This window comes from Mycobacterium aquaticum (genome assembly GCF_002086485.1).
GTDB classification, from domain to species: domain Bacteria; phylum Actinomycetota; class Actinomycetes; order Mycobacteriales; family Mycobacteriaceae; genus Mycobacterium; species Mycobacterium aquaticum.
Map to the genome: position 1 here is coordinate 1 of NZ_MVHF01000074.1, position 24,470 is coordinate 24,470.

28 protein-coding genes, 2 tRNA genes and 2 pseudogenes are annotated in these 24,470 nt (G+C 66.8%); 12 read left to right on the forward strand and 20 right to left on the reverse strand.

All coding sequences use genetic code 11. The features are described 5' to 3' along the window. Positions 1 to 77, forward strand: a pseudogene (locus tag BST13_RS38915) (MspA family porin); the annotation flags it as partial. 43 nt (positions 78 to 120) lie between these two features. Here the strand turns inward: BST13_RS38915 and BST13_RS37090 are convergent. From BST13_RS37090 to BST13_RS37100, 3 genes are read right to left on the reverse strand one after another with little or no spacing between them, the layout of a single operon-like run. After that, positions 121 to 1,560 (reverse strand): FAD-dependent oxidoreductase, encoded by a 1,440-nt coding sequence (locus tag BST13_RS37090; RefSeq protein ID WP_083171042.1) that lies wholly within the window; start codon positions 1,558 to 1,560, stop codon positions 121 to 123. 7 nt (positions 1,561 to 1,567) lie between these two features. Next, on the reverse strand, positions 1,568 to 2,371 hold the full coding sequence (locus BST13_RS37095) for a DUF4873 domain-containing protein (RefSeq protein WP_083171043.1): 804 nt from the start codon (positions 2,369 to 2,371) through the stop codon (positions 1,568 to 1,570). Continuing rightward, positions 2,368 to 3,288: an AurF N-oxygenase family protein gene (locus BST13_RS37100; protein WP_083171044.1), complete on the reverse strand. Its 921-nt coding sequence runs from the start codon at positions 3,286 to 3,288 to the stop codon at positions 2,368 to 2,370. Before BST13_RS37100 ends, BST13_RS37095 begins: the two co-directional genes overlap by 4 nt. Before the next feature lie 53 nt (positions 3,289 to 3,341). Between BST13_RS37100 and BST13_RS37105 the strand changes: the two genes are divergently transcribed. Beyond that, positions 3,342 to 3,971, forward strand: coding sequence for a TetR/AcrR family transcriptional regulator (locus BST13_RS37105; RefSeq protein ID WP_083171046.1), 630 nt, complete (start codon positions 3,342 to 3,344; stop codon positions 3,969 to 3,971). 68 nt (positions 3,972 to 4,039) lie between these two features. Beyond that, positions 4,040 to 6,490 carry a transglycosylase/D,D-transpeptidase PonA2 gene (ponA2, locus tag BST13_RS37110; RefSeq protein ID WP_083171048.1) on the forward strand — a complete coding sequence of 817 codons (2,451 nt, stop codon included), beginning with the start codon at positions 4,040 to 4,042 and terminating at the stop codon, positions 6,488 to 6,490. 48 nt (positions 6,491 to 6,538) lie between these two features. On the opposite strand, the gene BST13_RS37115 is transcribed toward ponA2, so the two are convergent. Next, positions 6,539 to 6,611 (reverse strand) — tRNA-Arg (locus BST13_RS37115). A gap of 37 nt (positions 6,612 to 6,648) precedes the next feature. Beyond that, positions 6,649 to 6,740 (reverse strand) — tRNA-Ser (locus BST13_RS37120). A gap of 126 nt (positions 6,741 to 6,866) precedes the next feature. On the opposite strand from BST13_RS37120, the gene hisC reads away from it, so the two are divergent. Together hisC and BST13_RS37130 are read left to right on the forward strand one after the other, a co-directional pair. Next, positions 6,867 to 7,922 carry a histidinol-phosphate transaminase gene (hisC, locus tag BST13_RS37125; protein ID WP_083171050.1) on the forward strand — a complete coding sequence of 352 codons (1,056 nt, stop codon included), beginning with the start codon at positions 6,867 to 6,869 and terminating at the stop codon, positions 7,920 to 7,922. Beyond that, positions 7,919 to 8,392, forward strand: a complete 474-nt coding sequence (locus BST13_RS37130) for a DUF4334 domain-containing protein (protein WP_083171052.1) — start codon at positions 7,919 to 7,921, stop codon at positions 8,390 to 8,392. The genes hisC and BST13_RS37130 overlap by 4 nt, the downstream gene beginning before the upstream one ends. Here BST13_RS37130 and BST13_RS37135 read toward each other — a convergent pair. Continuing rightward, the gene (locus tag BST13_RS37135; protein ID WP_083171053.1) at positions 8,389 to 8,934 is read right to left on the reverse strand and encodes a TIGR03086 family metal-binding protein; all 546 of its coding nucleotides are present in this window, start codon (positions 8,932 to 8,934) and stop codon (positions 8,389 to 8,391) included. The genes BST13_RS37130 and BST13_RS37135 overlap by 4 nt on opposite strands. 104 nt (positions 8,935 to 9,038) lie before the next feature. Between BST13_RS37135 and BST13_RS37140 the strand changes: the two genes are divergently transcribed. Together BST13_RS37140 and BST13_RS37145 are read left to right on the forward strand one after the other, a co-directional pair. Further along, positions 9,039 to 9,707, forward strand: coding sequence for a TetR/AcrR family transcriptional regulator C-terminal domain-containing protein (locus tag BST13_RS37140; RefSeq protein WP_142282943.1), 669 nt, complete (start codon positions 9,039 to 9,041; stop codon positions 9,705 to 9,707). Positions 9,708 to 9,717: 10 nt separating this feature from the next. Then, entirely contained in the window at positions 9,718 to 10,533 is an 816-nt protein-coding gene (locus BST13_RS37145; RefSeq protein ID WP_083171085.1) for a crotonase/enoyl-CoA hydratase family protein, read from the forward strand. Here the strand turns inward: BST13_RS37145 and BST13_RS37150 are convergent. Together BST13_RS37150 and BST13_RS37155 are read right to left on the reverse strand one after the other, a co-directional pair. After that, positions 10,520 to 11,446 (reverse strand): NAD-dependent epimerase/dehydratase family protein, encoded by a 927-nt coding sequence (locus BST13_RS37150; protein WP_245839957.1) that lies wholly within the window; start codon positions 11,444 to 11,446, stop codon positions 10,520 to 10,522. The two genes, BST13_RS37145 and BST13_RS37150, sit on opposite strands and share 14 nt — an antisense overlap. Next, positions 11,430 to 11,840 (reverse strand): hypothetical protein, encoded by a 411-nt coding sequence (locus BST13_RS37155; RefSeq protein WP_083171058.1) that lies wholly within the window; start codon positions 11,838 to 11,840, stop codon positions 11,430 to 11,432. Before BST13_RS37155 ends, BST13_RS37150 begins: the two co-directional genes overlap by 17 nt. A 47-nt stretch (positions 11,841 to 11,887) precedes the next feature. Between BST13_RS37155 and pdxR the strand changes: the two genes are divergently transcribed. Next, the gene (gene pdxR, locus BST13_RS37160; protein ID WP_083171060.1) at positions 11,888 to 13,285 is read left to right on the forward strand and encodes a MocR-like pyridoxine biosynthesis transcription factor PdxR; all 1,398 of its coding nucleotides are present in this window, start codon (positions 11,888 to 11,890) and stop codon (positions 13,283 to 13,285) included. On the opposite strand, the gene BST13_RS37165 is transcribed toward pdxR, so the two are convergent. Together BST13_RS37165 and BST13_RS37170 are read right to left on the reverse strand one after the other, a co-directional pair. Next, the gene (locus BST13_RS37165) at positions 13,274 to 13,696 is read right to left on the reverse strand and encodes an FHA domain-containing protein (protein ID WP_083171062.1); all 423 of its coding nucleotides are present in this window, start codon (positions 13,694 to 13,696) and stop codon (positions 13,274 to 13,276) included. The genes pdxR and BST13_RS37165 overlap by 12 nt on opposite strands. Before the next feature lie 60 nt (positions 13,697 to 13,756). Beyond that, on the reverse strand, positions 13,757 to 14,134 hold the full coding sequence (locus BST13_RS37170; protein ID WP_425437106.1) for an ArsR/SmtB family transcription factor: 378 nt from the start codon (positions 14,132 to 14,134) through the stop codon (positions 13,757 to 13,759). A gap of 68 nt (positions 14,135 to 14,202) precedes the next feature. Between BST13_RS37170 and BST13_RS37175 the strand changes: the two genes are divergently transcribed. Further along, positions 14,203 to 14,622 carry a DUF5313 domain-containing protein gene (locus tag BST13_RS37175; protein WP_083171063.1) on the forward strand — a complete coding sequence of 140 codons (420 nt, stop codon included), beginning with the start codon at positions 14,203 to 14,205 and terminating at the stop codon, positions 14,620 to 14,622. Between the two features lie 13 nt (positions 14,623 to 14,635). On the opposite strand, the gene BST13_RS37180 is transcribed toward BST13_RS37175, so the two are convergent. From BST13_RS37180 to BST13_RS37190, 3 genes are read right to left on the reverse strand one after another with little or no spacing between them, the layout of a single operon-like run. After that, entirely contained in the window at positions 14,636 to 14,839 is a 204-nt protein-coding gene (locus BST13_RS37180; RefSeq protein WP_083171065.1) for an SCO6045 C-terminal-like domain-containing protein, read from the reverse strand. Continuing rightward, positions 14,836 to 15,702 (reverse strand): MbnB/TglH/ChrH family RiPP precursor modification enzyme, encoded by an 867-nt coding sequence (locus BST13_RS37185; protein WP_083171067.1) that lies wholly within the window; start codon positions 15,700 to 15,702, stop codon positions 14,836 to 14,838. Before BST13_RS37185 ends, BST13_RS37180 begins: the two co-directional genes overlap by 4 nt. Further along, entirely contained in the window at positions 15,699 to 16,601 is a 903-nt protein-coding gene (locus tag BST13_RS37190; protein WP_083171069.1) for a TIGR04222 domain-containing membrane protein, read from the reverse strand. The genes BST13_RS37185 and BST13_RS37190 overlap by 4 nt, the downstream gene beginning before the upstream one ends. 202 nt (positions 16,602 to 16,803) lie before the next feature. Here BST13_RS37190 and BST13_RS37195 point away from each other — a divergent pair, with 202 nt between their 5' ends. Beyond that, positions 16,804 to 17,664, forward strand: a complete 861-nt coding sequence (locus tag BST13_RS37195; protein ID WP_245839959.1) for a helix-turn-helix domain-containing protein — start codon at positions 16,804 to 16,806, stop codon at positions 17,662 to 17,664. Positions 17,665 to 17,688: 24 nt separating this feature from the next. On the opposite strand, the gene BST13_RS37200 is transcribed toward BST13_RS37195, so the two are convergent. Beyond that, positions 17,689 to 18,129 carry a VOC family protein gene (locus tag BST13_RS37200; RefSeq protein ID WP_342744345.1) on the reverse strand — a complete coding sequence of 147 codons (441 nt, stop codon included), beginning with the start codon at positions 18,127 to 18,129 and terminating at the stop codon, positions 17,689 to 17,691. A gap of 173 nt (positions 18,130 to 18,302) precedes the next feature. Here BST13_RS37200 and BST13_RS37205 point away from each other — a divergent pair, with 173 nt between their 5' ends. Then, positions 18,303 to 19,706 carry a sensor histidine kinase gene (locus BST13_RS37205; protein ID WP_245839961.1) on the forward strand — a complete coding sequence of 468 codons (1,404 nt, stop codon included), beginning with the start codon at positions 18,303 to 18,305 and terminating at the stop codon, positions 19,704 to 19,706. Here the strand turns inward: BST13_RS37205 and BST13_RS37210 are convergent. From BST13_RS37210 to BST13_RS37230, 6 genes are all read right to left on the reverse strand, one after another. Next, a complete protein-coding gene (locus tag BST13_RS37210) occupies positions 19,667 to 20,344 on the reverse strand; it encodes a response regulator transcription factor (protein WP_083171075.1) in 678 nt (225 codons plus the stop codon). The two genes, BST13_RS37205 and BST13_RS37210, sit on opposite strands and share 40 nt — an antisense overlap. A gap of 32 nt (positions 20,345 to 20,376) precedes the next feature. Further along, on the reverse strand, positions 20,377 to 20,538 hold the full coding sequence (locus BST13_RS39405; protein WP_170064380.1) for a hypothetical protein: 162 nt from the start codon (positions 20,536 to 20,538) through the stop codon (positions 20,377 to 20,379). A 120-nt stretch (positions 20,539 to 20,658) separates the two neighbouring features. After that, positions 20,659 to 21,351: a response regulator transcription factor gene (locus BST13_RS37215; RefSeq protein WP_083171077.1), complete on the reverse strand. Its 693-nt coding sequence runs from the start codon at positions 21,349 to 21,351 to the stop codon at positions 20,659 to 20,661. Between the two features lie 183 nt (positions 21,352 to 21,534). Continuing rightward, positions 21,535 to 22,179 (reverse strand): porin MspA, encoded by a 645-nt coding sequence (gene mspA, locus BST13_RS37220; protein WP_083171079.1) that lies wholly within the window; start codon positions 22,177 to 22,179, stop codon positions 21,535 to 21,537. A gap of 253 nt (positions 22,180 to 22,432) precedes the next feature. Continuing rightward, positions 22,433 to 22,858, reverse strand: coding sequence for a PASTA domain-containing protein (locus BST13_RS37225; protein WP_083171081.1), 426 nt, complete (start codon positions 22,856 to 22,858; stop codon positions 22,433 to 22,435). A 486-nt stretch (positions 22,859 to 23,344) separates the two neighbouring features. Beyond that, positions 23,345 to 24,148 (reverse strand): hypothetical protein, encoded by an 804-nt coding sequence (locus tag BST13_RS37230; RefSeq protein ID WP_142282944.1) that lies wholly within the window; start codon positions 24,146 to 24,148, stop codon positions 23,345 to 23,347. Between the two features lie 80 nt (positions 24,149 to 24,228). Here BST13_RS37230 and BST13_RS37235 point away from each other — a divergent pair. Next, positions 24,229 to 24,470 (forward strand): annotated as a pseudogene (locus tag BST13_RS37235) (hypothetical protein); the annotation flags it as partial.

Consider the following 24,470-nt stretch of genomic DNA (forward strand, 5'->3'; position numbering starts at 1 on the left):
TGCGTCCGTTCGCCCGTCTGATCGCCTCCACCGGTGACAGCGTCACCACCTACGGCGAACCCTGGAACATGAACTGAATTCAGGTTTACCCTGGCCTAGGTCGGCGCGTCCGCTCCTCCCCTAGCTGGAGCGTGACGCGTCGACCTTTTTCATGCCGTGGGACCCGACCGGCCACAACCGCAGCCGCCGACCCGCCGGCTCCGGACGTCGTGGCGCGTTGAGAGCGCCCGCTGCGTAATCGGCCAGCAGAGTGGCTACCGTTTCCTCCGCACAGGTGCGGTTGGTGCCGATGCCCCCGGTCGGGCCGCGCCGCGCCCACCCGGTCGCGTACACCCCGGGCGACACCCGCCCTGCGACGGTGTCGAACGTGGCGCCACCGAATCCGATCGACCGCAGTACCAACCCGGCTTCGACCACTTCGCCGGTGCTCAACCGGACACCTGCCGCCGCGCCGTCGCCGATGATCTCCTCCGGTGCCGCGTTGAACCGCAGGACGATCCGCTTGCCGCCCGTCTCCCTCGGACGCTCCGCCAGCTCCCGCAACAGCGCGAGCTTGGGCCCGTCACCGGACACCACGTCCTCGGGGTCGACGACCACACCGAGCCCGGGAACCCGGCTCAGCGCATACAGTTCCGGCGTAGTGAAGGCGGCCTGTGCTGCCCCGCGGCGCCCGAGAACGACGACCTCCTCGATGGCACTGCACCGCAGTGCCATCAGCGCGGGTTTCGCGATGTCGGTGCCCGCCAGCGCGTCCGGATCGGCCGTCAGGATCCGGGCCAGATCGAGTGCGACGTTGCCGTTGCCGATGACCACGGCACGCCGGCCCGTGAGGTCGGGAGCCAGCCGGGCGTGGTCGGGATGGCCGTTGTACCAACCCACGAACTGCAGCGCCCCGATCACGCCGGGCAACTCCTCACCCGGGATGTCGAGCCGGCGTTCGCCTGCAGATCCGGTGGCGTAGATGACGGCGTGGTGGTCGTCCAGCAACGTGTCGTGGCTGATGCCCGCCCCGCCCACTTCGACTCCCAGGTGTAGCGCAAACCGCTTCTGTTGCCCGGCAGGCCAACGGAACTGGCCCGCGACCCCCTTGGTGGCGGGGTGGTCGGGCGCCACGCCGTAGCGGATCAGCCCGTGCGGCGCCGAGAGCTTCTCGTACATGTCGACCCGCACGCCGGGGTGACGCAGCAACGCTGTCGCGGCGTAGAACCCGGCAGCGCCGGATCCCACGATCGCGACCCGCAGCCCGTCGGCACTCACCCGCGCGATCTGCGGCGGCTGCCGCCGGTACCACTCGGGGCTGGGTGGATTGCTTTGGTAGTACTCGGCATTCGCGCCGGCATACCACTGGTCGTCGGCCGTCAATGCGGCGTCGGGCCGGATCGCGTCCACCGGGCATGCGTCGGCGCAGGCACCACAGTCGATGCAGGTGTCCGGGTCGATGTAGAGCATCTCGGCCGTGGCGAATCCTAGTTCGTCCGGGGTGGGATGGATACAGCCCACCGGACACACCACGACGCACGACGCGTCACTGCAACAGTTCTGGGTGACGACGTATGTCACGAAAGTCCTATCCGTCGAGCAGGGCCAGTTCGGCCAGCAGGGGCAGCGGGTACGGCGAATGTCCTTCGCCCACAATGTGCGAACCGCCCCACGGGTCGTGGTCGACCAGGATGGCGGGCACCGGCGGCCGACCGTCGATGCGGATCTGCACCGGTTGATTGACGTCGCGGTGCAGGCGGGCGAGACCCGGGGACGGTTGGATCCGTCCCGACCAGCGCACCATGTTGTCGACGGGCTGATACAGCGCCAGCAAGTGGACCTGCACGGCCACCTCGGTACCGTCGGCGGCGATCAGCACGGCGGGCCCGCGGTAGTCCTCGTCATCTTCGTCGCGATCGCGCGCGCTAGTGAACTCATACTCCGCGAGATCCGGTGTCCGACGCGCCTTCCGGCGCGAGCGGGCAATACCGGCGTCGACCTGGCGGCTGTACTGCCCCTGCACGTGTGGCTTGACCTCGATGCGGGTGCACCCGCGCGCCCACAGCGCGGTCAGGCACGCGGACACATAGCGTGCGGCATCCTCGTCGGTGACCGTGAAGTGGTTGGGAAAACCGTGCCGCGCCATCCCGAGGTACGGGTGTGCACCGAACCGGGTACGCGCAGTGTCGTCGTCCAACAAGCCTGTGCGAGTGCCGGTTTGCGGTGTCGTGTCGATCAACACCCGGGCGGCCACGTCACCGATCACCCAACGATCGGACGCACCGTCGAACACCGCCGGGTCGGCGGATGCGAGCACGACGTCTGCTCGCAGCGAGCGAACCAAATCCGATGTCGCCGAACCCACCACGGCGACGTCGACCGGCCGGCTCACTCCAGGAATCCGTAGTAGCGCCAGAAGCGGCGGGAGATCCAGCTCATCAGCCCGTTGTCCTCCATGAACTGGTACAGGCTGCGGAAGGACTCCTGCCGGATCGCACCGACCTGCTGGTTGGCCCGGGACTGGCGCATCGCTTCCTTGACGTCCAGACCGCAACGCCGGTAGACCTCTTTGTCGTACATCAGGCGGCGGATGACGAAGGCAGCGATTCCGTTGAGGTCCTTGGCAAGTCGGCGCTCCCACCACTTCGAGTGCTGCAGCCGCCGCAGAACGCCCTCGCGCGCATAGCGGATGTGCCGCGCTTCCTCGGCGATGTGGATGCGGAACACCTGCGCCATGATGGGCTGCAACTGCGGGTGGTGGGCGAAGCGGCGCTGCAGATCGTCGAGCAGTTCCTCACCGCACAGGGCGGCGCCCCACAGCAGCAGGCCCTTGTAGAGCGACGGCAGCCGCTGCACGCTGAAGGCCTGGAGCTTCGACAACCGGTACGGCCGAGCGCCGATGGCGCTGATGGTGCGGCCGAACATGATCATGTGGCGGGTCTCGTCACCGATCTCGGTCAGGGCGTAGTGCACATTGCGCGACGTCGGGTCCTGATACAGCATCGCCCGCAGCAGGCCCTGGTTGAGGGTGTTCTCGAACCACACCCCGCGGCTGAGCAGGTTGGCCGCCTCTTGGCGGGACAGTTCGACGCGCTCGCGGTGGCTCATCTGTTCCCAGATCGGCGTGCCGTAGAGCGACACCCCTTCGGGCGGCAGATAGAAGAGGTCCGGATCCTGCGGAGCATCCCAGTCGATATCGATTTCCGAGTTATAGGACCGTCGCATCGAGCCGCCGATCAGCCGGTCGGCCATCTCCTGCCGCTGGGCTTCGTAGCCCGGTACGTCGGACATCTTGGACAACACTGTCATGTTTTGGAAGATTAGACAGTTCTTGTCTTTCTGTCTATGCATAGAATCAACTCGTGAAGCGACGGCCCGCGACCAGCGCCTACTCGGCCGACACCCGCGAACGGATCCTGGCGGGGGCCCTGCAACTGGCCGCGATCACCGGCTTGCGCAAGTTCTCGATGGAGGAGATCGCCCGCCAGGCCAAGATCGGCCGGGCCACGCTCTACCTCTATTTCAAAGGCCGCGACGCGCTGATCAGCGCGTTGGTGCAGAGCGAGCTGGCCCGCTACTTCGCGGGCATACAAGAGGTCGTCGACCAGTACGAGGACTCCGAGGACCGGCTGGTCCACGGGTTCGCCCAGGCCTACCGACTACTGCGGCACCACCCCGCGCTCACCACGGTGTTACGCGTCAACCCCGAGGTGCTGCTGCCCTATCTCATCGCGGAGGACAGCATGGCGCTGAACCTGGCCCGCGGCTTCGTCGACTCGACCTTCGACCACGAGGACCTCCCCCAGGCGGCGCGGGCGCCCTTCGCCGAGTACCTGTCGCGCGCCATCCACTCGCTGATCCTCATACCGGGCGGCGCGGTGAACATCGACGCCCCCGACGGCCCGGAGAACTACGCCCGCACCTTCCTGCTGCCGGTGCTGCGCTCGATGCGGTCGCAACTTGTCGAGGCCCACACCGACCTGAGCACCTGACCGCCCGGAAGGCGGTTGGGACAGCACGTTTCGTCAAATTCCGGGGCGCATGACCATACGCTGTATCTATGTCCGACCCGGGCCCGCGAAAGTGGGCTTTGGTTGCCCGGCTGGCCTGGTTCTGCATGCTGGCCGGTGTGCTCGTGGCGGCGTTGCTGTTCCCGGCTTTCGGCAGCGCAGGCATGTTCGCGGGACGGCTTTCCGACGCGGTGGCACAGGACTCCTCCGAAGTACTCGACGGTGAGGCGCCGATCGTCACCACCATGGTCGACGCCGCCGGAACGCCGATCGCGTGGCTGTACAACCAGCGCCGGTGGGTGGTGCGCAGCGATCAGATCGCCAACACCATGAAGCTGGCAATCGTCTCGGTCGAGGACAAACGCTTCACCGAACACAACGGGGTGGACATCCAGGGCACTCTCAACGGGCTGTTCGGTTATCTGCGGAGCGCCGATGAGGTGCGCGGCGGGTCGACCATCGAGCAGCAGTACGTCAAGAACTACAACCTTCTCGTCACGGCGAAGACAGACGCCCAGCGTCGGGCCGCCGTCGAGGTCACCCCCGCGCGCAAGCTGCGCGAGATGCGGATAGCGCTGGCCTTGGACAAGGCACTGTCCAAGGAGCAGATCCTCACGCGCTACCTGAACCTGGTGTCGTTCGGCAACGGCTCCTTCGGCGTCCAGGACGCGGCGCGCACCTACTTCGGTGTCGACGCCGCACAGCTCAATTGGCCGCAGGCCGCGCTGCTGGCCGGCCTGGTGCGGTCCACCAGCACCCTCAACCCGTACAGCAACCCGGACGGCGCCCTTGCGCGGCGGAACACCGTGCTCGACACCTTGATCGACTATCTGCCGGACCGGGCCGATGAACTCCGAGCCGCCAAGGCCACGCCGTTGGGCGTGCTGCCGCAGGCAGACCCACTGCCGCAGGGATGCATCGCCGCCGGCGACCGCGCCTTCTTCTGTGAATATGTCCTGCAGTACCTGGCGCGCGCGGGTCTGACCGTGGAAGACATTGCGCGCAACGGTTATCTGATCCGCACCACGCTGGACGCCAAGGTGCAAGACAGCGTCAAATCGGCGATCGACAAGCGGGCCAGCCCGGACACCGACGGCGTCGCGAGCGTGATGAGCGTCATCATCCCGGGCAAGGACGCGCACCGAATCGTCGCAATGGCCGACAGCCGCGCATACGGCCTCGATCTCAACGCCAATCAGACAGTGCGGCCGCAGCCGTTCTCCCTTGTCGGTGACGGCGCCGGGTCGATCTTCAAGATCTTCACCACCGCCGCCGCCCTCGAGATGGGCATGGGGATCAACACCCAACTCGACGTCCCCCCGAGGTTCGTGGGCAAGGGACTGGGCAACAGCGACGCGCCCGGGTGCCCCAAGGAAACCTGGTGTGTGACCAACGTCAGGCCCTACCGCAGCCCGCTGAGCGTCACCGACGCACTGGCCCAGTCACCCAATACCGCGTTCGCCAAACTCATCTCGCAGATCGGGGTGCCGCACGCGGTGGACATGGCGGTCCGTCTTGGCATGCGAACCTACGCCGAGCCGGGCAGCGCGGGCGCATACAGCTCCGACCCGAACGACAGCATCGCCGATTACGTCAAACGGCAGAACGTCGGATCCTTCACGCTCGGTCCGCTCGAGCTCAACGCGCTCGAGCTGGCCAACGTGGGGGCGACACTGGCGTCGGGCGGCACGTGGTGTCCACCGAGCCCCATCGACAGGATTTTCGACCGCAATGGCCGTGAAGTGACCGTCAAGACGGCCCCCTGCGAACAGGTGGTCCCCGAGGGCCTGGCCAACACATTGGCCAACGCGCTCAGCAAGGACGCCGTGAACGGCACCGCGGCCGGCGCAGCGAGTTCGGTCAACTGGACCCTGCCGATGTCCGCGAAGACCGGCACCACCGAAGCCCACCGGTCATCGGCGTTCCTCGGCTTCACCAATCGGTATGCCGGGGCGAACTACATTTTCGACGACTCCGCCAACCCGTCAGGTCTGTGCTCCTACCCCTTGCGCAAATGCGGCGACGGCGACCTGTACGGCGGCACTGAGCCCGCTCTGACGTGGTACGCGGCAATGGGCCCGATCGCCAACGATTTCGGTCCGGTGGCGCTGCCCCCTGTCGATCCGCGCTATGTCGACGGTGGCCCCGGCGGCCAGGTGCCCACTGTGACCGGCATGAAACTCGATGAGGCACGCAAGCACCTGCAAGACGCGGGCTTCCGAGTCGCCGACCAACCTGTCCAGGTGAACAGCGAAGCCACGAGGGGTTCGGTGGTCGGCACGACCCCCAGCGGCAAGACCATTCCCGGCTCGATCATCACGATCAACACCAGCACGGGCTATGTGCCACCGCCGCCGGTCTATGTTCCGCCGCCGCAGGCGCCTCCACCTCCGCCCGGCGATGTGCCACCGCCCAACGTGATCCAGATCCCAGGGCTGCCGCCGATAACCCTGCCCGCCCCAGCTCCCCCGCCGCCCGGGCCGGAACCGCCTGCGCCGTGAACAAAAACATCCGCTCACCCCTTTTGTCGGGTGAGCGGATGTCTGCTGTGCGCCCGAAGGGATTCGAACCCCTAACCTTCTGATCCGTAGTCAGATGCTCTATCCGTTGAGCTACGGGCGCGTGCACGTATTCAGTTGTACGGCTGACGTTCCAGCCGTGGCGGAGGCGAGAGGATTTGAACCTCCGGTCCCCCGTAAAGGGGACAACTCATTAGCAGTGAGTCCCATTCGGCCGCTCTGGCACGCCTCCTGAACTTCTTGAGGGTACCGGACCCGATCTGGCTTTCAGACTGTCCCCGGAACCGCCGAGGGCACAGCCTACACATGCCCGGGCGCTAGAAGCAAAGCGGCTTTTCGGCGGCCCTATGCTGGTCAGGTGACCGCCCGTTTGCGCCCCGTGTTGGACCAGATTCCCGCCTACACACCCGGCAAGACGGTTCCCGGCGCCATCAAGATCGCCAGCAACGAAACCGTGCACGGCCCGCTGCCGAGCGTGCGGGCAGCGATCACCGAGGCGATGGACAACCTCAACCGCTACCCCGACAACGGCTACCGCGATCTTCGCGAGGCCCTGGCCAAGCACACCGACTTCACCCCCGAGCACATCTCCGTGGGCTGCGGCTCGGTGAGCCTGTGCCAGCAGTTGATCCAGATCACCTCCACTGTCGGTGACGAGGTGCTGTTCGCCTGGCGCAGTTTCGAGGTCTATCCGCTGCAGGTGCGCACGGTGGGCGCCACCCCGGTACAGGTGGCGCTGCGCGACCACACCCACGACCTGGACGCCATGCTGGCCGCGATCACCGACCGGACCCGGCTGATCTTCGTGTGCAACCCGAACAACCCGACCAGCACGGTCGTCGAACCCGAGGCCCTGGCCCGGTTCGTCGCCGCGGTCCCGTCGCACATCCTGATCGTGCTCGACGAGGCGTACATCGAGTACATCCGCGACGGATTGGCGCCCGACAGCTTCGGACTGGTCCGAACCCACCCCAACGTCGTTGTGCTCCGCACCTTCTCGAAGGCCTACGGGCTGGCCGGGCTGCGGGTCGGTTACGCCATCGCCGACCCGGATGTCGTGACGGCCCTGGGCAAGGTCTACGTGCCGTTCAGCGCCACCAGCCTGTCGCAGGCCGCCGCGGTCGCCTGTCTGGACGCCGCAGAGGAACTGCTGGCCCGCACCGACAGCGTCGTCGCCGAACGCGCGCGGGTGAGCACCGCGCTGCGGGACGCCGGATTCACGCTGCCGCCCTCGCAGGCCAACTTCGTGTGGCTACCGCTGGCCGAGCGCACGGGTGACTTCGTCGCCCAAGCCGCCGACAACCGGCTCGTCGTCCGCCCGTACGGTGAGGACGGCGTGCGCGTCACCATCGGCGCCCCGCACGAGAACGATGCGTTCCTGGAATTCGCCACGCGCTGGATAGGACAACGATGACCGACGCCCGCAACACGTTCGACGCGTTCAAGAACCGCGAAGGGCAGATTCCCGACGCCGAACTCGACGCGCTCTGGGCTGTGCTGACGCCTGCGAGCATCGATTTCATGCTGGGCGAGTGGAAGGGCGGCGAATTCCAGACCGGGCACAAGGCCAACGGATTCATGAAGCGCCTCAACTGGTTCGGCAAGACGTTCAACTCGGCGTCGGATGCCAAACCGCTGGTGTGCCTGGACGCCGACGGCAACAAGTTCTCCAACACCGAAGCCATGAACGGTGAGGCCAGCCTGTGGCTGGAGGAGTTCCGCGGCGAGGTGACGGCCACCATGGTCTACGACGGCAAGCCCGTGCACGATCACTTCAAGGTTGTCGACGACAAGACCGTGATGGGGATCATGAACGGCAAGGGCGCCCTGGACCTGAGCGGCGGGACGGCCCGCTATCTCTACTTCTTCCTGGAACGCGTTTAGCCGGTCGGCCGGCGTCCGGTGAACGCCAGCAGCCGATCCAGCGCCGACGCGTCCGCGGGCACCTCGACCGGATCGTCGAAGCCTGCGCGTACCCGCCCGTCGGGCGTGATGATGCCCTGCGCCCAATCCAGGACGGATTCGGACCGCGCGTCGGGGACCTCGACAGGCTTCCCCACAGCCTCGGCGTAATCCCACGCGTGGACCAGGAATTCCAGCGAGAGGATGCGAGCCATCATCGCCGCCGGAGCTTCGCCGTCACCGAACGGGACGGTGCCGTCGACCCCGCGCCGTTGCCAGGCTGACACCGCGGGACGCGCGGCCGCGAGGACCTGATCGCGCAGCGGCGCGTTCGGGTCGCGGGCTGGGATGTCGGCACCCGCAGCGCCGCCGATCACGGTGATGGAGTTCAGCAGGTGATCGGTCAACCCGGCGACATCGAATTCACGGCACGGCGTCTGCCGCCCCAGATCCTCGTCGGTGAGGCCCTGCAGCACCCCGTCCAACACCCCCAGCGTGGCTTCGGCAGATTCGAGTTCGTCCATACCCGTAGTGTCCCCTGCCGCGCCGCCACCGACGCCGCGTTTTGCGCGTCACCTTACGATGGGCGTTGCGCACCGCCGGCCGCAATCTTCAGGACGGAGCCGCCATGGCTGCTCGAACCACTCTCCGTGGTCCGCTCAGCCGCGACGAAATCATCACGGCCGCACTCGATCTCGCCGAGAGCGAGGGGCTGGAGAACCTGTCGCTGCACCGGATCGCCGTCGCGGTCGGAGTCAAGACGACGTCGCTGTACCACCATGTGTCGGACAAGGCCGATGTGCTGGACGCGATGGCCGACCACGTGCTGAGCTCGGTGGTGATCCCCGATGTCGACTCCATGGACTGGCCCGACGCCGTCCGCGCGACGTCGTACGCATTCCGCACCGCGGCCATGCGGTATCCGAGCAGCGCGCCGCTGCTGCTGGTGCGCCGCCCCGACCGGCCTGCGCTGTTGCCCATCGTCGACCTGGCGCTGCGCGCGCTGCGCCGGGCCGGGTTGGAGCGCTCTCAGACCGTGCACGTCATGCGGGCACACATCGCCTTTCTGGTCGGTTCATTGCTGCGCGAAAGCGGCGTCACGGCCAACGGATCAGCAGCGACGGTGATCGCAGGTCCGCACGTCGACCTGCTGTCCGCCGAGCTGCCTGCCGTCGCCGAGTCGGCCGACGAGCTGGCCGCGTGCGATCACGACGCCGAGTTCGAGTTCGGTCTCGAGCTGCTGGTGTCATCAGTGCGGCAACGACTGAATGCACGACCCGACCGACCGGTTGGGTAGTGTCGCCTGCATGGCTGACACCTACGAGTCCGTTTCCGTCGACGTCAAGGACCACGTCGCCCAGGTCACCCTGCTGGGGCCCGGTAAGGGCAACGCGATGGGACCGGCGTTCTGGGCGGAGTTGCCGGAGGTGTTCGGCACGCTCGACGCCGACCCGGAAGTCCGCGCCATCGTGCTCACGGGCTCCGGCAAGAACTTCAGCTACGGGCTGGACCTGCCTGCCATGGGAGCCACCCTGCCGGGTCTCGACGCGGGCGCCAAGGCCCGTGCCGACTTCCACAAGAAGCTGCAGGGCATGCAGGCCGCGATCACCGCGGTCGCGGACAGCCGGACCCCTACCGTCGCCTCGATCCACGGCTGGTGCATCGGGGGTGGTGTCGACCTGATCAGCGCGGCGGACATCCGCTACGCCAGCGCCGACGCGAAGTTCTCGGTCCGTGAGACCAAGCTGGCCATCGTCGCGGACGTGGGCAGCCTGGCCCGCCTTCCGCTCATCCTGTCCGACGGGCACCTTCGGGAACTGGTGTTGACCGGTAAGGACATCGATGCGGCCCGCGCCGAGAAGATCGGCCTGGTCAACGACGTGTACGCCGACGCCGACGCGTCGCTGGCCGCCGCGCACGCCACCGCCGCCGAGATCGCGGCCAATCCGCCGCTGACCGTCGCCGGCGTCAAGGACGTGCTCGATCAGCAGCGCATCGCCCGGGTGTCGGAGAGCCTGCGCTACGTGGCGGCGTGGAACTCCGCGTTCCTGCCGTCGAAGGACCTGGCCGAGGCGGTCACCGCGATGTTCCAGAAGCGCCCGCCGCAGTTCACCGGCGAATAGGCGTCCACCCCAGGTCGGCCTTGGCTTTCGCGTTGGACAGCGGCAGCCACGTGGTACCGAACGCCTCCGCCGGGTACGGCGCGAGCAGCCCGACCAGCCGATGCGATATCGGCCAGGGCCGCGGCCGGTGCAACCGCGCGTTGAGCTCACGCACGTAGTCGCCGAACGACTGCGGCCGGTCATCGACGACGTTGTAGAGCTCGCCGCCGCGCCCATGCTCCAGCGCGAGGGCGGTGACCCTCGCGACGTCGTCGATGTGCACCCACGACAAGATCCCGGTTCCGGTCATCGCGGGCAGTGCCCACCAGCGGGCCAGCTTGCGGAACAGATCGTCGTGAGTGACGCCGGGCCCGTAGAAAACGCCGTAGCGCAACACGATTCCCTCGGTGTCGCTGTGCTCGCCCGATCCCAGGACGGCACTCTCCATGCCGCGTAACGCTGCGAGCATCGCTTCTCCCCCGCGGGGTGGCGGCCCCGGGTACGGGTCGGTTTCATCCATCAGTGCGGGGCCGGCCGCGCCGTAGCCGTACGCGAAGATCACCGATTCGGCGACCACCCGCGGCACCCCGGCGTGCTGGGCAGCGGCGAGCAGATTGCCGGCGCCGCGGCTCCACAACTGCTTGGCCGGCTCGAAATCCTTGATCCGGATCGGGCCGAGCTTGGGCAGCGTGGTCAGCAGGCTCACCACCGCGTCGGGCGTGAATTCCTTGACCACCGAGCTGATCTGGGCCGCGTCGAGAACATCGGCGACCACCGGTTTGGCTCCGTGCGCCGAGATCTCGCCCGCTTTGGCCGGCGAACGGGTCACGCCGATCACCTCGTGGCCTCGCTCGCCGAGTTCACGCAGCAGTGGAATCCCCGGAACACTGGTCGCGCCGGCCACCAGGACCCGCATCTCACTGCCTCCCTTCATCGGACATACTGGCGCGCAACGCCATTGCCAACAACACGGTGGTGAACACCAAACCCGCCGCCTCCAACCAGCCGACCCAGTTACCGGCCGCATGGTGAGGGTCGAGCAGATGGCTCAGCGCATGAAGTGCCCAGTGCGCGGTCGCGAAGGCCAACGTCGGCACCCGCCACCGCGGCCAGCGCAGGGCGCCGAGCATGAGGAGGCCGAGCGGCAGCTCGAACGAGGCGTTGTCGAATATGTAGTGGTCGTTGCGGATCCCGAAGGCTCCCAAGGTGTCGAAGAACGCGCCCGGCGCCACCAGCATGAACAGGCCGAGCAGTACCGAATAGGTCCCGAAAACCGCCAGCACCACCTCGGCGCGACGCGAATGGGTGCGAGCCGCTGTAGTCGCCATGTCCAATACGCTAACCCCGCAGTGGTCTCAGAGTAGGCTCCACTTCCATGACAATTTCGGGTACCAATTCCGGGCCCGAACTGCTTGTCGTCCTCGACCGCTCCAGCCGTGATCCGCTGCACCGGCAACTCGCGGACGGATTGCGCGCCGCCATCCGCACGGGACGCCTGGCCCCGGGCTCCCGGATGCCCTCCACCCGGGTACTGGCCATCGATCTGGGCGTGTCCCGGCGGTTGGTGGTCGACGCCTACGGCCAACTCACCGCGGAAGGGTTCCTGCACAGCACCCAGGGCGCGGGTACCCGCGTCGCCGACGTGACCTCCGTGTCCGGGGCACCCGATACGGTGGCCGAGTCGAAGCACCGCTACGACATCGACTTCGCGCCTGGCGCACCAGATCTCGCGAGTTTCCCGCGCCAGGCCTGGCTGCGGGCACTGCGGCAAGGGCTGGCAGGCATCGAGTCGAGCGCATTCGGCTACGTACATCCGCACGGGCTGCCTGCGACACGTACCGCCGTTGCCGACTACCTGCGGCGTACCCGCGGCGTCGTTGCCGATCCCCGCCGAATCGTGCTGTGCTCCGGCGCGACCCAGGCCATCGCCCTGCTGGCCCAATGCCTCGACGGCGCGGTGGCCATGGAGGACCCCGGCTTCTGGTTGCACCTAATGGTGCTCCAGCGCAACGGATTCGACCCGACACCGATCCGCATCGACGAGCAGGGTCTCGATATCGACGCCCTGGCCGACAGCCGGGCCGACACCGTGCTGACCACGCCCGCCCATCAGTCCCCGACGGGCGTCGTGCTGTCCGCCGCACGGCGCACCGCACTGCTGGAGTGGGTGCGCGGTGGAGGCCTGGTCATCGAAGACGACTACGACGCCGAGTACCGTTACGACCGTGCCCCGGTCGGCGCGTTCCAAGGCGTTGCGCCCGACCGCGTGGTGTACCTCGGATCGACGAGCAAAACCCTGGCACCGGGCCTGCGAATCGGCTGGATGGTGCTACCCGAATCCCTCGTCGCGCCGATCCGTACGGCGAAAAGCCTTGCGGACACCGGTAGTTCGGTGATGGACCAGATCGCGTTCGCCAGATTCCTGGCGGCCGGTGACTACGATCGACATCTGCGCCAGATGCGTCGCCGCTACCTGGCGCGGCGCAACACCATGATGCGTGCGCTGGCCGAGTATCTGCCGCAGGCCACCGTGCTCGGCGCGGCCGCCGGGGTACATCTGACCGTGCGGTTCCCCGCGCGTTTCCCGATCGACGCATTGCTCGATCAGGCCGCCGAGATGCGGATCCGCGTCGAGCCGCTGGCACCGTGCTATGCCGATCCTGCGACAGCTCCGCCCGGGCTCATCCTGGGTTACGCCAATCTGCCCGAATCCCAGATCATCACGGGCGTGCAGGCGCTGCGCAAGGCCGTGGCGGCCGCGTCAGGGCAGTAGGTTGTAGGTGAAGGTGAGGCGGAACTTGCCGATCTGGATCTGGTCGCCACTCGACAGCGGTAGAGACTGCACCTGAACCCGATTGACGAAGGTGCCGTTGAGGCTCCCGGTGTCGACGATCCAGTATTCGTCGTCGAGCCAACGGAATTCGGCATGGTGGCGGCTGACCGTGATGTCGTCGAGAAAGACGTCACTGTTGGGATGGCGGCCGGCAGCGGTGACCGGCTGGGTCAGGATGAACTGAGCGCCGACGATCGGCCCGCGGGTGACAGCGAGAACACCCGAGCCGAGGAATGCGCCCTTCGCCGTCGGCGCCCTGCGCGGGTTGGGATCTGCGGCCGGCTCGGAAAGAGCGTGGTGCACCGCGGTGGCGTCCTCATCCGGCTTCCGGGACGGATCGGCGTGGCTCATGTCGGGTTCCTCTGTCGTTGAGTTTGTGGCGTTCCCGTATCGGGATGAAGGGCCCGGCTCTTAGCGTGGCGTACCGATAGGTGGTAGCGACTCGATGGCGTCGAGGCGATCACGTTGGGCGGCAAGGGTATCAGCGAGAAACATCCGGGCGATGAGCAACAGTTCGGCGATCTTGGGGTGCGCGAGCGTGTAGTACACCGCGTTGCCGGCGCGGTGGCCACTGACGACGTGGTGCCGCTTGAGGACCGACAGATGCTGGGAGAGCAGCGTCGGTTCGAGATCGGTGGCAGCCAGTATTTCGCTGACCGGGGTGGGGCCCTCGCTCGTGGACAGGATCTCCAGAACGCGGATCCGCGCCGGGTGCGCCAGGGCCTTGAAGAGATTGGCCTTGATCTCGTACAGCGGCCGGTCGGGACCGTCAAGGATACTGTCCACCACCGCTACCCTCCGTTATTGATGAATTGAGAAAATTCGCAATCCATCATACCGAGCGATACCCTTCACTAATGCCCACCGGCCAGACCCCGCGTACGAAACCGGGTCCACTTCAGTATGTCGCGTACTGCTACGGCAGACGACTACCTGATTCGATGCGCGACTGGGTCGCCAACGACTTGGCAGGGCCCGGGGCGACCGCCCGAATGATGATCCGGGTGGCGATCCCCGCGGTCCTGGTCCTGGCGCCCATCTGGTTCATCCCGATGTCGCTGTACCTGCACGCGAGCATGACGGTGCCGATCTTCATTCCGTTCGTGTACTTCTCCCACGCCCTGAACAAGGTCTGGCGGCGCCACATGCTCGCCAAACACGGCCTCAACCCGGGCCTCGTCGACGAGCTCTCCCGGAAGAAGAACGCCCACATCCACCGGGCTTACGAGGAGCGCTACGGGCCCCGCTCAGGCCCGACCAGCAGCCACGACGTCTGACCGCCGCACCCGGTCAGCGGCGACGCAGTCTCGCAAGACGAGACCACCACGCGGGTCGGGGTCTGACCGAACCCGCGTGCGCATCGCGTTTGTGACGGCACACCTCGCCTGCCGCGGCCACCGCCTGCGGATCGAATCCCGACGGCACCGGGCCACCGGCCACCAGGGCCCGCACCAGCGCTTCCTGCCGCTGCGCCAAACTGCCGGGGCCGGTCATACCCACACCTCACGTGCTACTGCGGTGATCGGTGCGGCCCCAGACGCTGCGGCGATCGCGTCGAGCTCCTCGAACAGCTCGGCGGCAGGCGGATACCGGCCGTCACGCTCCAGCATGAACGGGGTGTCCACCCGCCGCCGCAGCGCCGCGACCAAGTCCAGAACCTCCTGCGGAGTCCGGGCGGTGTGGGTGTCGTGGTAGAAGTCGCCGTCGTCGTGCCCACCCGCGACGTGGCTGTAGGCCACCTGCTCGACCGGCAGCCGCGCGAGTTCGCGCTGCGGGTCGCGTCCCCGGTTGCGGGCGTTGGCATACACATTCGCCACGTCCATCACCAGCAGCACACCGGTACGTTCCACCAGCTCGGTGAGGAACTCCGATTCGGTGAACTCCGATTCGGGCCACTCCACGAAGGCCGCGATGTTCTCCACCGCCAACGGCACGGGCAGCTCCTGCCTGGTGCGCTCGATGTTCGCGGTCAACGCAGCCAGCGCCTCCCGGGTGCGGGGCACCGGCAGCAGGTGGCCCGCCTCGATTCCACCGGCTCGTACGAACGCGATGTGTTCGCTGACCACGGGGGCGTCGAGCGCTTCGGCGCAGGCCGCCAGGTGGCGAATTCGTTTGCGTTGCACCGGTTCTGCACCACCAAGGGACAGCGCCACGCCGTGCGGCACCACCGCCACGCCCGAGGACACCAGATGAGCCAGGGCCGGGTGCGGACGGGCTCTGCCGCGGCGAACGGCCACCGACTCGGCGATCACCTCGCAGAAGCCCGGGCGCAGATCGCCGATCACGCCGGCGATCTCACGCCGCCACCCCAGCCCCACATCGCCCAGCGCGGGCACTCTGCGGCGCGCGACGCTCATCCGCCGCACCCTCCGCCGCAGCCGCCACCGCATCCGCTCCCGCAGCCACCGCCACCGTCGCCTCCGCACGATGCGCCGCAGCCGCCGCCGTCAGAGCCGCCGCCTGCAGACGAGTCGCCTGCCAGTTGCACGGCGCTCGAGTAGTCGGCGTCGAGCAACCACAGTGCGCCGGTGCCGAACAGTGCCGCGGACAACGCCACCGCGGCAGGACCGTACGTGCCGAAAGCCGGCCGCTGAGCCGGCTTCAGGTACGCGAGCCGTTGCTGATGCACGGCGAGCAGCCGACGGCCCGCGCCGGTGAGACGATCCACCCGGAGCAGGAAAGGCAGCACCGCTGCCGAGTACACCACCGTCGCGGTCAGCAGCATCGCGAACGGTATTGCGGCACCGGACGATTCGGACAGCCGCGTCGCCAGGTACGCACACGCACCGATACCCATCGCCAAGACCGCGACCGAGGGAGCCGCGCCCCAGCGCATCCGCCGGCGCTCGGCGCGACTGCGCACCAGCCCGCGCCGACTCAGTCGATCCTCCAGGGCAGCGAGATCATCCCGGGCTGCCGCGAACAGGCTCGGCACCGTGTGCTTCGGATCGCCTGCCACCCGGCGCAGCACCTGCACGCTGAAGTGGTCGGTCTCTGGACCGAGCGGCGCGGAAAGGTCCACCCCTCCCCGCTCGGTGATCCGCCCGCCGGCGCGCAGTCCCGCAAGCGCGGTCACCACCGGGGCGACCGACGAGCGCAGAAACGCCAGCTCTGTCGGGCAGACCGGCTCGGTCACCACGGGTCTGCGCGGCGTCGTGAGGATTCGCCACACCACTCCGCAGACAGCCGCCAGGGCCAGCGCGGCCAGATATCCGGCTACCGGACCGGTCACCATGTCCGAGTACTTCTCGATCACGCCGCCTCCTGTCGTTTGAGTCAGCCCATGCTGACCGGTCGCCCCGGCTACCGGTCCCAACTTTCCGCCGACGCCTTCGGCCGATGTATTCGCTTGGACCGAGCCAAATTTGGTGTGCCTATCACGGGGCGGCCAGCCACGACGGTCGACCTGGGCGTTAATATATCGGAGTGTTTGCTCAGCAACCGTCCAACGGGCCACTGTGACGCACCGGTCGGACACCGGCAACCGAGCCGAATTTGTCGGCAACAACTTTGACGTCCAACCACTTCGGGATGTCAGCGCCCCGGGGATGACGATCGGCTTCGTCACTCAGCAGTTCGAGAAAGTCGTCGACTGGTCGTTTTCTGCGCCGCGACCGATGGTGTTGGTCTGGCGGCGCGGCGAAGTGTCGTCCAAAGAGGTCGACTTCGAACTCAGTCCGGCCAAACCCATCACCCCGCACCCGAGCACCGTGTGGGTCATTCCCGCCGGTCAGCGGTCAGCAGCCCAGGCACGGGATGTGGCCTGCGAGTTCGCGCAACTGACACTCTCGCCAACCACCCTTGGCCACACCGATTTACGACCGGTGGCCGGTGAGCAGGACCCCTTCATACATCAGCTGATCGAAAAGATCGCCCACGTCGCGCAGCGCGAAGACGTTCTGGCTCGATTGCTGAAGGAGACTCTGGCTCAAGGTCTTTCGCTGCACATCCGCGATCAGTACGGGCAGTTGCCGTCCGCGCCATCACGAGCGCGGGCTCTTGACGCCGACGAGCAACGGCGGCTCATCGAATTCCTGCACGACAGCCTCGACACCGACATCGACATTCCCAGTCTCGCAGAGCTTGTCGGCATGAGCGTTCATGGCTTCCGGCGCGCCTTCATCCGCACGTTCGGGGTGACGCCGTACCGATACGTGCTCGACCAACGCGTCCAACGCGCCAAGACCCTGCTGGCCACCACGACTCTGCCGGTCACCGAGGTCAGCATTGCGCTCGGGTTCGCCACACCCAGCCACTTCACCACGATGTTCAAGCAACGGGTCGGCGTCACCCCGACGGTGTACCGCCGCAATACCTGACGGGCGGGCGGCGAGCGCCTACTCCTATGCGGCGTCCGGGTCCATCCAGAAGATCTGCCACGCATGGCCGTCGGGGTCGCTGTAGCTGCGGCCGTACATGAAACCCAGATCTTCGCTGTCCCCTGGGGTGCCGCCGGCGGCAATGGCACGGTCCACCAACGCATCCACGGCCTCACGGCTCTCGACACCCAGGCAGACGACACACTCCTTGACCTTCGAGGTGTCCGCGGTCTCCAGTGGGTGCAGGGCGTCGAAGGCGTCGCGCTGCAGCAGCATCGCAAATCGATCATCGCCGAGCACCAGCGTGACAGCGCTCTCGCCGCTGAACTTCTCGTTGAACGTGTACCCGAGCTCGCTGAAGAACTTCCGCGACCGCTCGATGTCGGCGACGGGCAGGTTCACGAACATCACGGTGTGCATCGGCAGGCTCCAGCGCTCCGCGGCAGCTCTGTCGGCTGCCGTCACATGGTCGGACCATTCCCGAAGCCGAAACTCATCGGGGGCGCGTAACAGCGAATTCCGCTCGAGCTATCGATCTGGTTCGGTTGGGCGCGCAGGCGCGCGCCGTTGGATGATGGTCGGATGTCAGCGTGCTGTGAGTCGCTCGGTAGGTTGAGGGTGCGCAGGCGGGGCCGAGGGTGAGTGGTCGCGCGACGTCTGCGGCGACAGGCCGCCTGCGGGTCTGGTTGGGCGGGATCGCGGTGCGCTCGGCATTGGTGTCGGCGGTGGTGGTACTGGCGGGTCTGCTCATCGTGGGATCGGCCTCGGCGGTATTGCTGTACCGGCTGATGTGCGCCGATGTCGACAACGCAGCGGTGGCCCGCGCGCAGGCGGTCGCCGGCGTACTGGCCAAGGAGCCCCCGGATGAGGTGGAGTCGGTGCTGCTGGGCACTGATCACCGGATCGTGGCCGTGCAGGTCACTGACGCCGCCGGCGCGGTGGTGCTCCGTTCCGATGGTGCCCCCAAGGCGGCTTTGATTCCCTTGCGCGGCAGCGCTTCCCAGGTCGGTGTGCTGGCGACCGGTGATGACGATGTGCGGGTATCCACGATCACGGTCGCTTCCCGCAACGGCGAGGTCTACACAGTGCTGGTCGGCGGCGGCATCGAGCCGATCGAGTTGATGATGTCCACGGTCGGGCAGATGCTGGCTATCACCGCGCCGGTCGTGGCGATGGTAGCGGCGATCGTGACCTACCTACTGGTGCGTCGCTCCTTGCGGTCGGTGGAGGCGATCCGGTCGCGGGTGTCGGAGATCAGTGCCTCGGATCTGGCCGAGCGGATCCCGGTCAGTGGCCAGCACAACGAGATCTCGGCGTTGGCGGTGACGATGAACGAGATGCTGGGCCGCATCGAGGCCGGACACGCTGCGCAGCGCCGGTTCGTCGGGGACGCCTCCCACGAGTTGCGCAGCCCGTTGGCAACGGTGGTGTCGGCCTTGGAGATCGGGGTGACCCATCCCGATGTACTTGACCGAACGCTGCTGAGCACCGCGTTGCTGCCCGAGGCCCGTCGGATGCAGTCGTTGGTGGAGAACCTGCTGCTGCTGGCCCGCGCGGATGAACGCGGGCTGCCGCTGCACATCACCGAAGTCGACCTCGACGACCTGGCCACCGCGGAAGTCTCCCGGCTGAAACGTGAAACACCGCTGCGGATCACCCCACGGCTGGCAGCGGTGAAAGTCAGTGCTGATTCCGACGGGTTGGTACGGGTGTTGCGCAACCTCGCCGACAATGCCGCCCGCCATGCCGCGAGCGAAATCACCATCACCGTGGACGCCGACGACGAGCACGCGCTGCTGCAGGTGAGCGATGACGGCCCCGGTATCCCGATCAATGCGCGGGAGAAGGTGTTTGAGCGGTTCGTGCGACTTGATGCCGACCGGTCACGACGGGCCGGCGGGACCGGCTTGGGGTTGTCGATCGTAGCCGAGATCGTCACCGCACACGGCGGGACGGTCCGCATCGGCGAGCGCGAGGGCGGGTCCGGGACGATGGTCAGTGTTCAGCTGCCGCTGGCGAATTCGCCGCTTTCCAGCCGGTAGCCCGCCCCGCGCAACGTGGTGATCATGTCCGCGCCGATCTTGCGACGCAGGTAGCCGACATACACTTCGACGACGTTGTCGGGGCCGTCGTAGTGGTTGTCCCAGACATTCTGCAGGATCTCGTTTTTGGTTACCACAGTGTCCTTGTTGCGCAGCAGATAGGTCAGCAGCGCGAACTCGCGCGGCGTCAAAGACACCAGCTGCTCACCCTGGTGCACGACGCGCCGCGCCGGATCCAGCGATATCGCCCCGGCGGTCAGCACGGCGGGGCGTTGCGGGGCACCCCGGCGGATCAGGGCGCGTAACCGCGCGGTGAGCACGATGAACGAGAACGGTTTGGTGAGATAGTCATCGGCACCCAAGTCGAAGGCGTCGCTCTGGTCGTAGTCGCCATCTTTCGCGGTCAGCATCAGCACCGGAGTCCAGACCTGGGCCGCCCGCATCTTGCGCAGCACCTCATAACCGTTGAGACCCGGCAGCATGATGTCGAGGATGATCACGTCGAACTGCTCGTTGATGGCCTGCCACAGCCCTTCGGCGCCGTCGGCGGCCGCGGCCACCACGAATCCGTCGGCGCGCAGGCCGGCAGTGATCGTCTCGGTAAGGTTCGGTTCGTCTTCTACCAGAAGCACTCGCACCAGGGCAGCCTGTCACACATCAGGGTGGCGGTTCACTGGCCTGCGGTCAGGTCTGCAGCGCCGCCGGCATGCTCACCGACGGTCACCATCGGGGCGTTCTGGGCTCGTTCGTGGGCCTCGTTCACCATCCCCGCGGCGGCCACCAGCATCATGGCACCGATCATCAGGGTCAGCGCTTCTCGGCGGGCAGACATCACATCGCACCTCTCACTACACATCAGGTTGCTCGGTCGAGCAGCCGTCGGAATACCGCCAGGCTGGCAGCCAATACCTGTGAGGATGCTGAGCGTCGCGCGTGGAGCGGTGTCGACGGCTCAGCCGCTGGTGGCCAACGTACGGGAATCAAGCCGGTAGCCAACCCCACGGAGAGTTTGAATAGTGTTGGTGCCGAACGGCGTATCGATCTTGCGGCGCAGATATCCAATGTAGATTTCCACCACGTTGTCACCCCCGCACGGAGTGGGATCGCCCCACACACTCTCCAGGATCTCGGCTTTGGTGAGCGCGGTGTCCTTGTGGCGCATCAGGAATTCCAGCAGGCCGTATTCGCGTGGAGTCAGATCGATCTCGGTCGTACCACGCTGCACCACCCGGCGCGCCGGATCCAGTGACAGGCTGCCAGCAGCCATGATCACCGGGCGCTGCGGGGCGCCCCGACGGATCAACGCCCGCAACCGCGCCACGAGAACAGTGAACGAGAACGGCTTGGTCAGATAGTCATCGGCGCCCAGATCGAACGCCCTCACCTGAGCATCGTCCTCGTCTTTGGCCGTCAGCATCAGCACCGGTGCCCACACCCCATGCGCTCGCAGCTGCTGAAGCACCTCGTAGCCGCTGAGCCCCGGCAACATGATGTCGAGGATCACCACGTCGAATGAGTTGGCAGTGGCCTGCCGTAGCCCGCTGGGACCAGTCGCCGCGAGCGTCACTACAAAACCCTCGGCGCCCAGGCCCTTGGCCAATGAACCGGCCAGCAGGGGCTCATCTTCGACAATCAGGACCTTCATGGCATCAGCTCCCGTACAGCGGGCGCGGCACACGTGCGCTCAGAACTTCTATCGGCCAGAGTGGCAGTGATGCGCTGTGAGAACACTGAGTTTTGATGACACGCCGTAAACCGTAGGCAAGGGCTCACCCCGACGGGCGCGACACACCATCAGCAGAATCGTCCAATAGCCCTGCCGGAACGGCTAGTTCATGTTCCAGGGTTCGCCGTAGGTGGTGACGCTGTCACCGGTGGAGGCGATCAGACGGGCGAACGGACGCAGCAGCACGCCGCCGGCCGCGCCGGTCACGGTGCCGTGCGCGTTGGAGACGGCCACGCCGCCGGCCGGGCCCTTGACGTCGACGGAGAAGGTCGCGACTTCCTGGATGCCGGGGCCGTTACCCAGGTCAGCCGAGATCGACACACCCGGGAACAGGTTCGGGGTGATCACCTTGCCCAGCGGGTTGAAGCCGGCCGAGAGCGGGTTGATGTTGGTGTCATCCAGCAGGATGTTCGGCGTGGTGTAGCTGAAGTTGATGCCCACACCGAGCGACCAGGGGAAGCCGATCTGGTAGCCGAGTTCCAAGGTGCCGGCGAAGTCGGCGGCGCCGGGGCCTTCGACGTGGTACTTGGCGCGACCGGAGTGGAACCACTCACGGGTCAGGCGGTTGCGGTCCAGCGGAAACACGCCGTTGAGGAATGTGTCCCACTGCTGGACCGTCAGGGTCCGATCCTGGCCGTCGACCAGGCTCAGCTCATTGTCCAGACCTGCGTGCGCGGTACCGGTGCCCACGAACAACGCAGCCAGCGCAGTGATCAGCGTCAACACGGCCCGAACAATGACTGTCATGGTCTCCCTGGCTCTCTCATCGGTACAGCACACCGCGAAGGCGGCGGGCGGGGAAGAGTGTGGCAGCGGCCACCTGAACGGACGCTGAGATGTAACAGCCCGCGGGCGAGGGTTCCGGAATGTCAGTGCCCCACGAAAGAGCCACTCGCACAATAATTCCAGCGCATGCTCAGCGCGCTCTCAGCCCAGGTTGCTCATTGCAAGAATCCGGCGTGGCGGCACATCTGCGGCCCCGCCGTACCGGGGCTCTGCGTCAGTGCTTCTTGTTGTTCTGATCGGCGGCTGCCTGCGCCTGGTCCTGTGCGGCTTGCTGCTGGGCAGCGGCAATCGCGGCCCGGCCTTCAGGACTGGCCGCCGAGTTGCCGGCCTGGGTGGCGGAAGCCACTGTGGCACTGCAGTTCAGGTTGAGCAGCACGGTGTCGCTGACCTTGGCGAACTTGTCGCCTTTGATCCACGGCGCCTTCTCCGAACTCGTCACGACGCACTTGTCGTCAGGCTGGGTGTCGCCCGAACGGGTGGCGATGACGCCCTTCATCCCCGCGGCCGAGAGCGCCGACTGCGCGTCGGCGTAGGTCTTGCCCGCGTAATCGTCCGCCGCGGCGACGCCGCTCGCCAGGAGTCCCACAGGAACCGCTGACACACCGATGACTGTGGCGACCTTACCGACTAGCTTCCTCATCAGCTTCCTCCGATCAGATCGCCGTACCGGCAGCGCAAGACCGAGGCTAGGAGCGACAACCTGTTACGACGCTGAGAAATTCGGTGACGACGATGGTGACGAGAACACGCGATGCCCACCCAATGGTGAGTGGCGAATCCGCACACGCTCTCGGGTCAGGCCAGCTTGTTCCTGGCGCTCGAACACCTGTGATTGACATTCTGCTGGAGACGGCTGACTGGGCTGACGGTTCTTGCCATCGACACTATGGTCTGCGCCGAATCCGCCTGCTCCCCTGCTTGTTTCAGGTGGCCGTGCATTCTTGTCCGGCGTGCACCCGTCTCCGCATCGGAGACTTCGCGCCGTATTCTCCTGCAGGGTAACCGGATTTGTACTTCAACGAACGTCCGCACCTGCCTGCGATCGTGTTTCGTTTGCGGTAACCGGCTCGTCTCGAGTCCGACCTGGAGGCCGGCGACCCGCGGAGCCCCCGACCTCAATCGCCGGTCAGAACTTTTCGATGGTGACGGCTTGTTCCCGCTCAGCTGGCCCAGTGATGTTCTGGGTGAGAACAAGCCCAATACCCCTGGCGTAGTACTTGTGTTCGGCCGGTGAGGTGGGGTCGAGTTGGTCAGCGTCCTGGATGACGAGCAGGTCGTTCGCGGGGCCGGTGAGCGGGGTGGTTTCCGCGCCGGTGAGGCTGTGCACGGTGCCGGTGTCTTCGGCGATTCCCTTGGCGTATTCCTGACGGTAGGCATCGCCGATCTGCGGGTTACCGGGCATGACGATGCCCGGCAGGGCGCCGGCGACCCCGGCCTCAAAGGACCCGGTTGGGTCAGCCTGACCGTCCTCGAAGGCTTTGGTGTCCTCCCCGAAGTACCAGACGTTGCCGTCGCGGTCCTGGGCATACCAGTCGAGGGTGTCCTCGGTGGTCTTGCCGTTGAGGGTCACGATGTCGTGCACGACGACGGTGGCCACCCCCATCACGGTCTTGGTATCCCGGGTGACCTCGGTGACGGTGCGACTGCGCCCGCCGGCGGTGTCGGCCTCGTAAATGATGCGGGTGCCCGGCACCAGCGGAAAGTACGGATTGTCGATCGTGGTGGTGAACGCGGCCGGATCGATGCGCGGCTGATAGGGGTCGGCGATGGTCAGCGGTGCCCGTGCCGAGGCTCCGGCCGTAGGCGAACCAGCTTGTGTCGCTGATGAACTCGATGCCGGTGCGGCGGTGTTCGACCCGCAGGCAGCCAGAGCGGCTGCCGCTGCCACGGCGGCGGCACCAAGCCACCGGCAATGCCACTGTGCGCTCATTCGACACTCCCTCCGGGCGAGGACCGCGACCGGCAGCAGCCGGATCGGGAACGATAAGCGGTCGCGGCTGAGAAGGCGCTGTGAGCGTGCTTGCCAACCGCGACGCCGTGACGTATGCACAGGTTATGGCCGATGCGCGAACGGCGGTGTGGCCTGGTCATCTTGCGGCGACGACCGCGGGCCTGGCGGCGATGGCCGCGGCGGCCGTCGGCATCGTGGCGGTCGCGATCGTGGTGGTCGACCGCGCACCTGTCGAACCCACCGGTGCCGTTATACCCACGGTCTCGGTCACGGTGCCCCCTCCCCCGCCACCGTCCCCAGC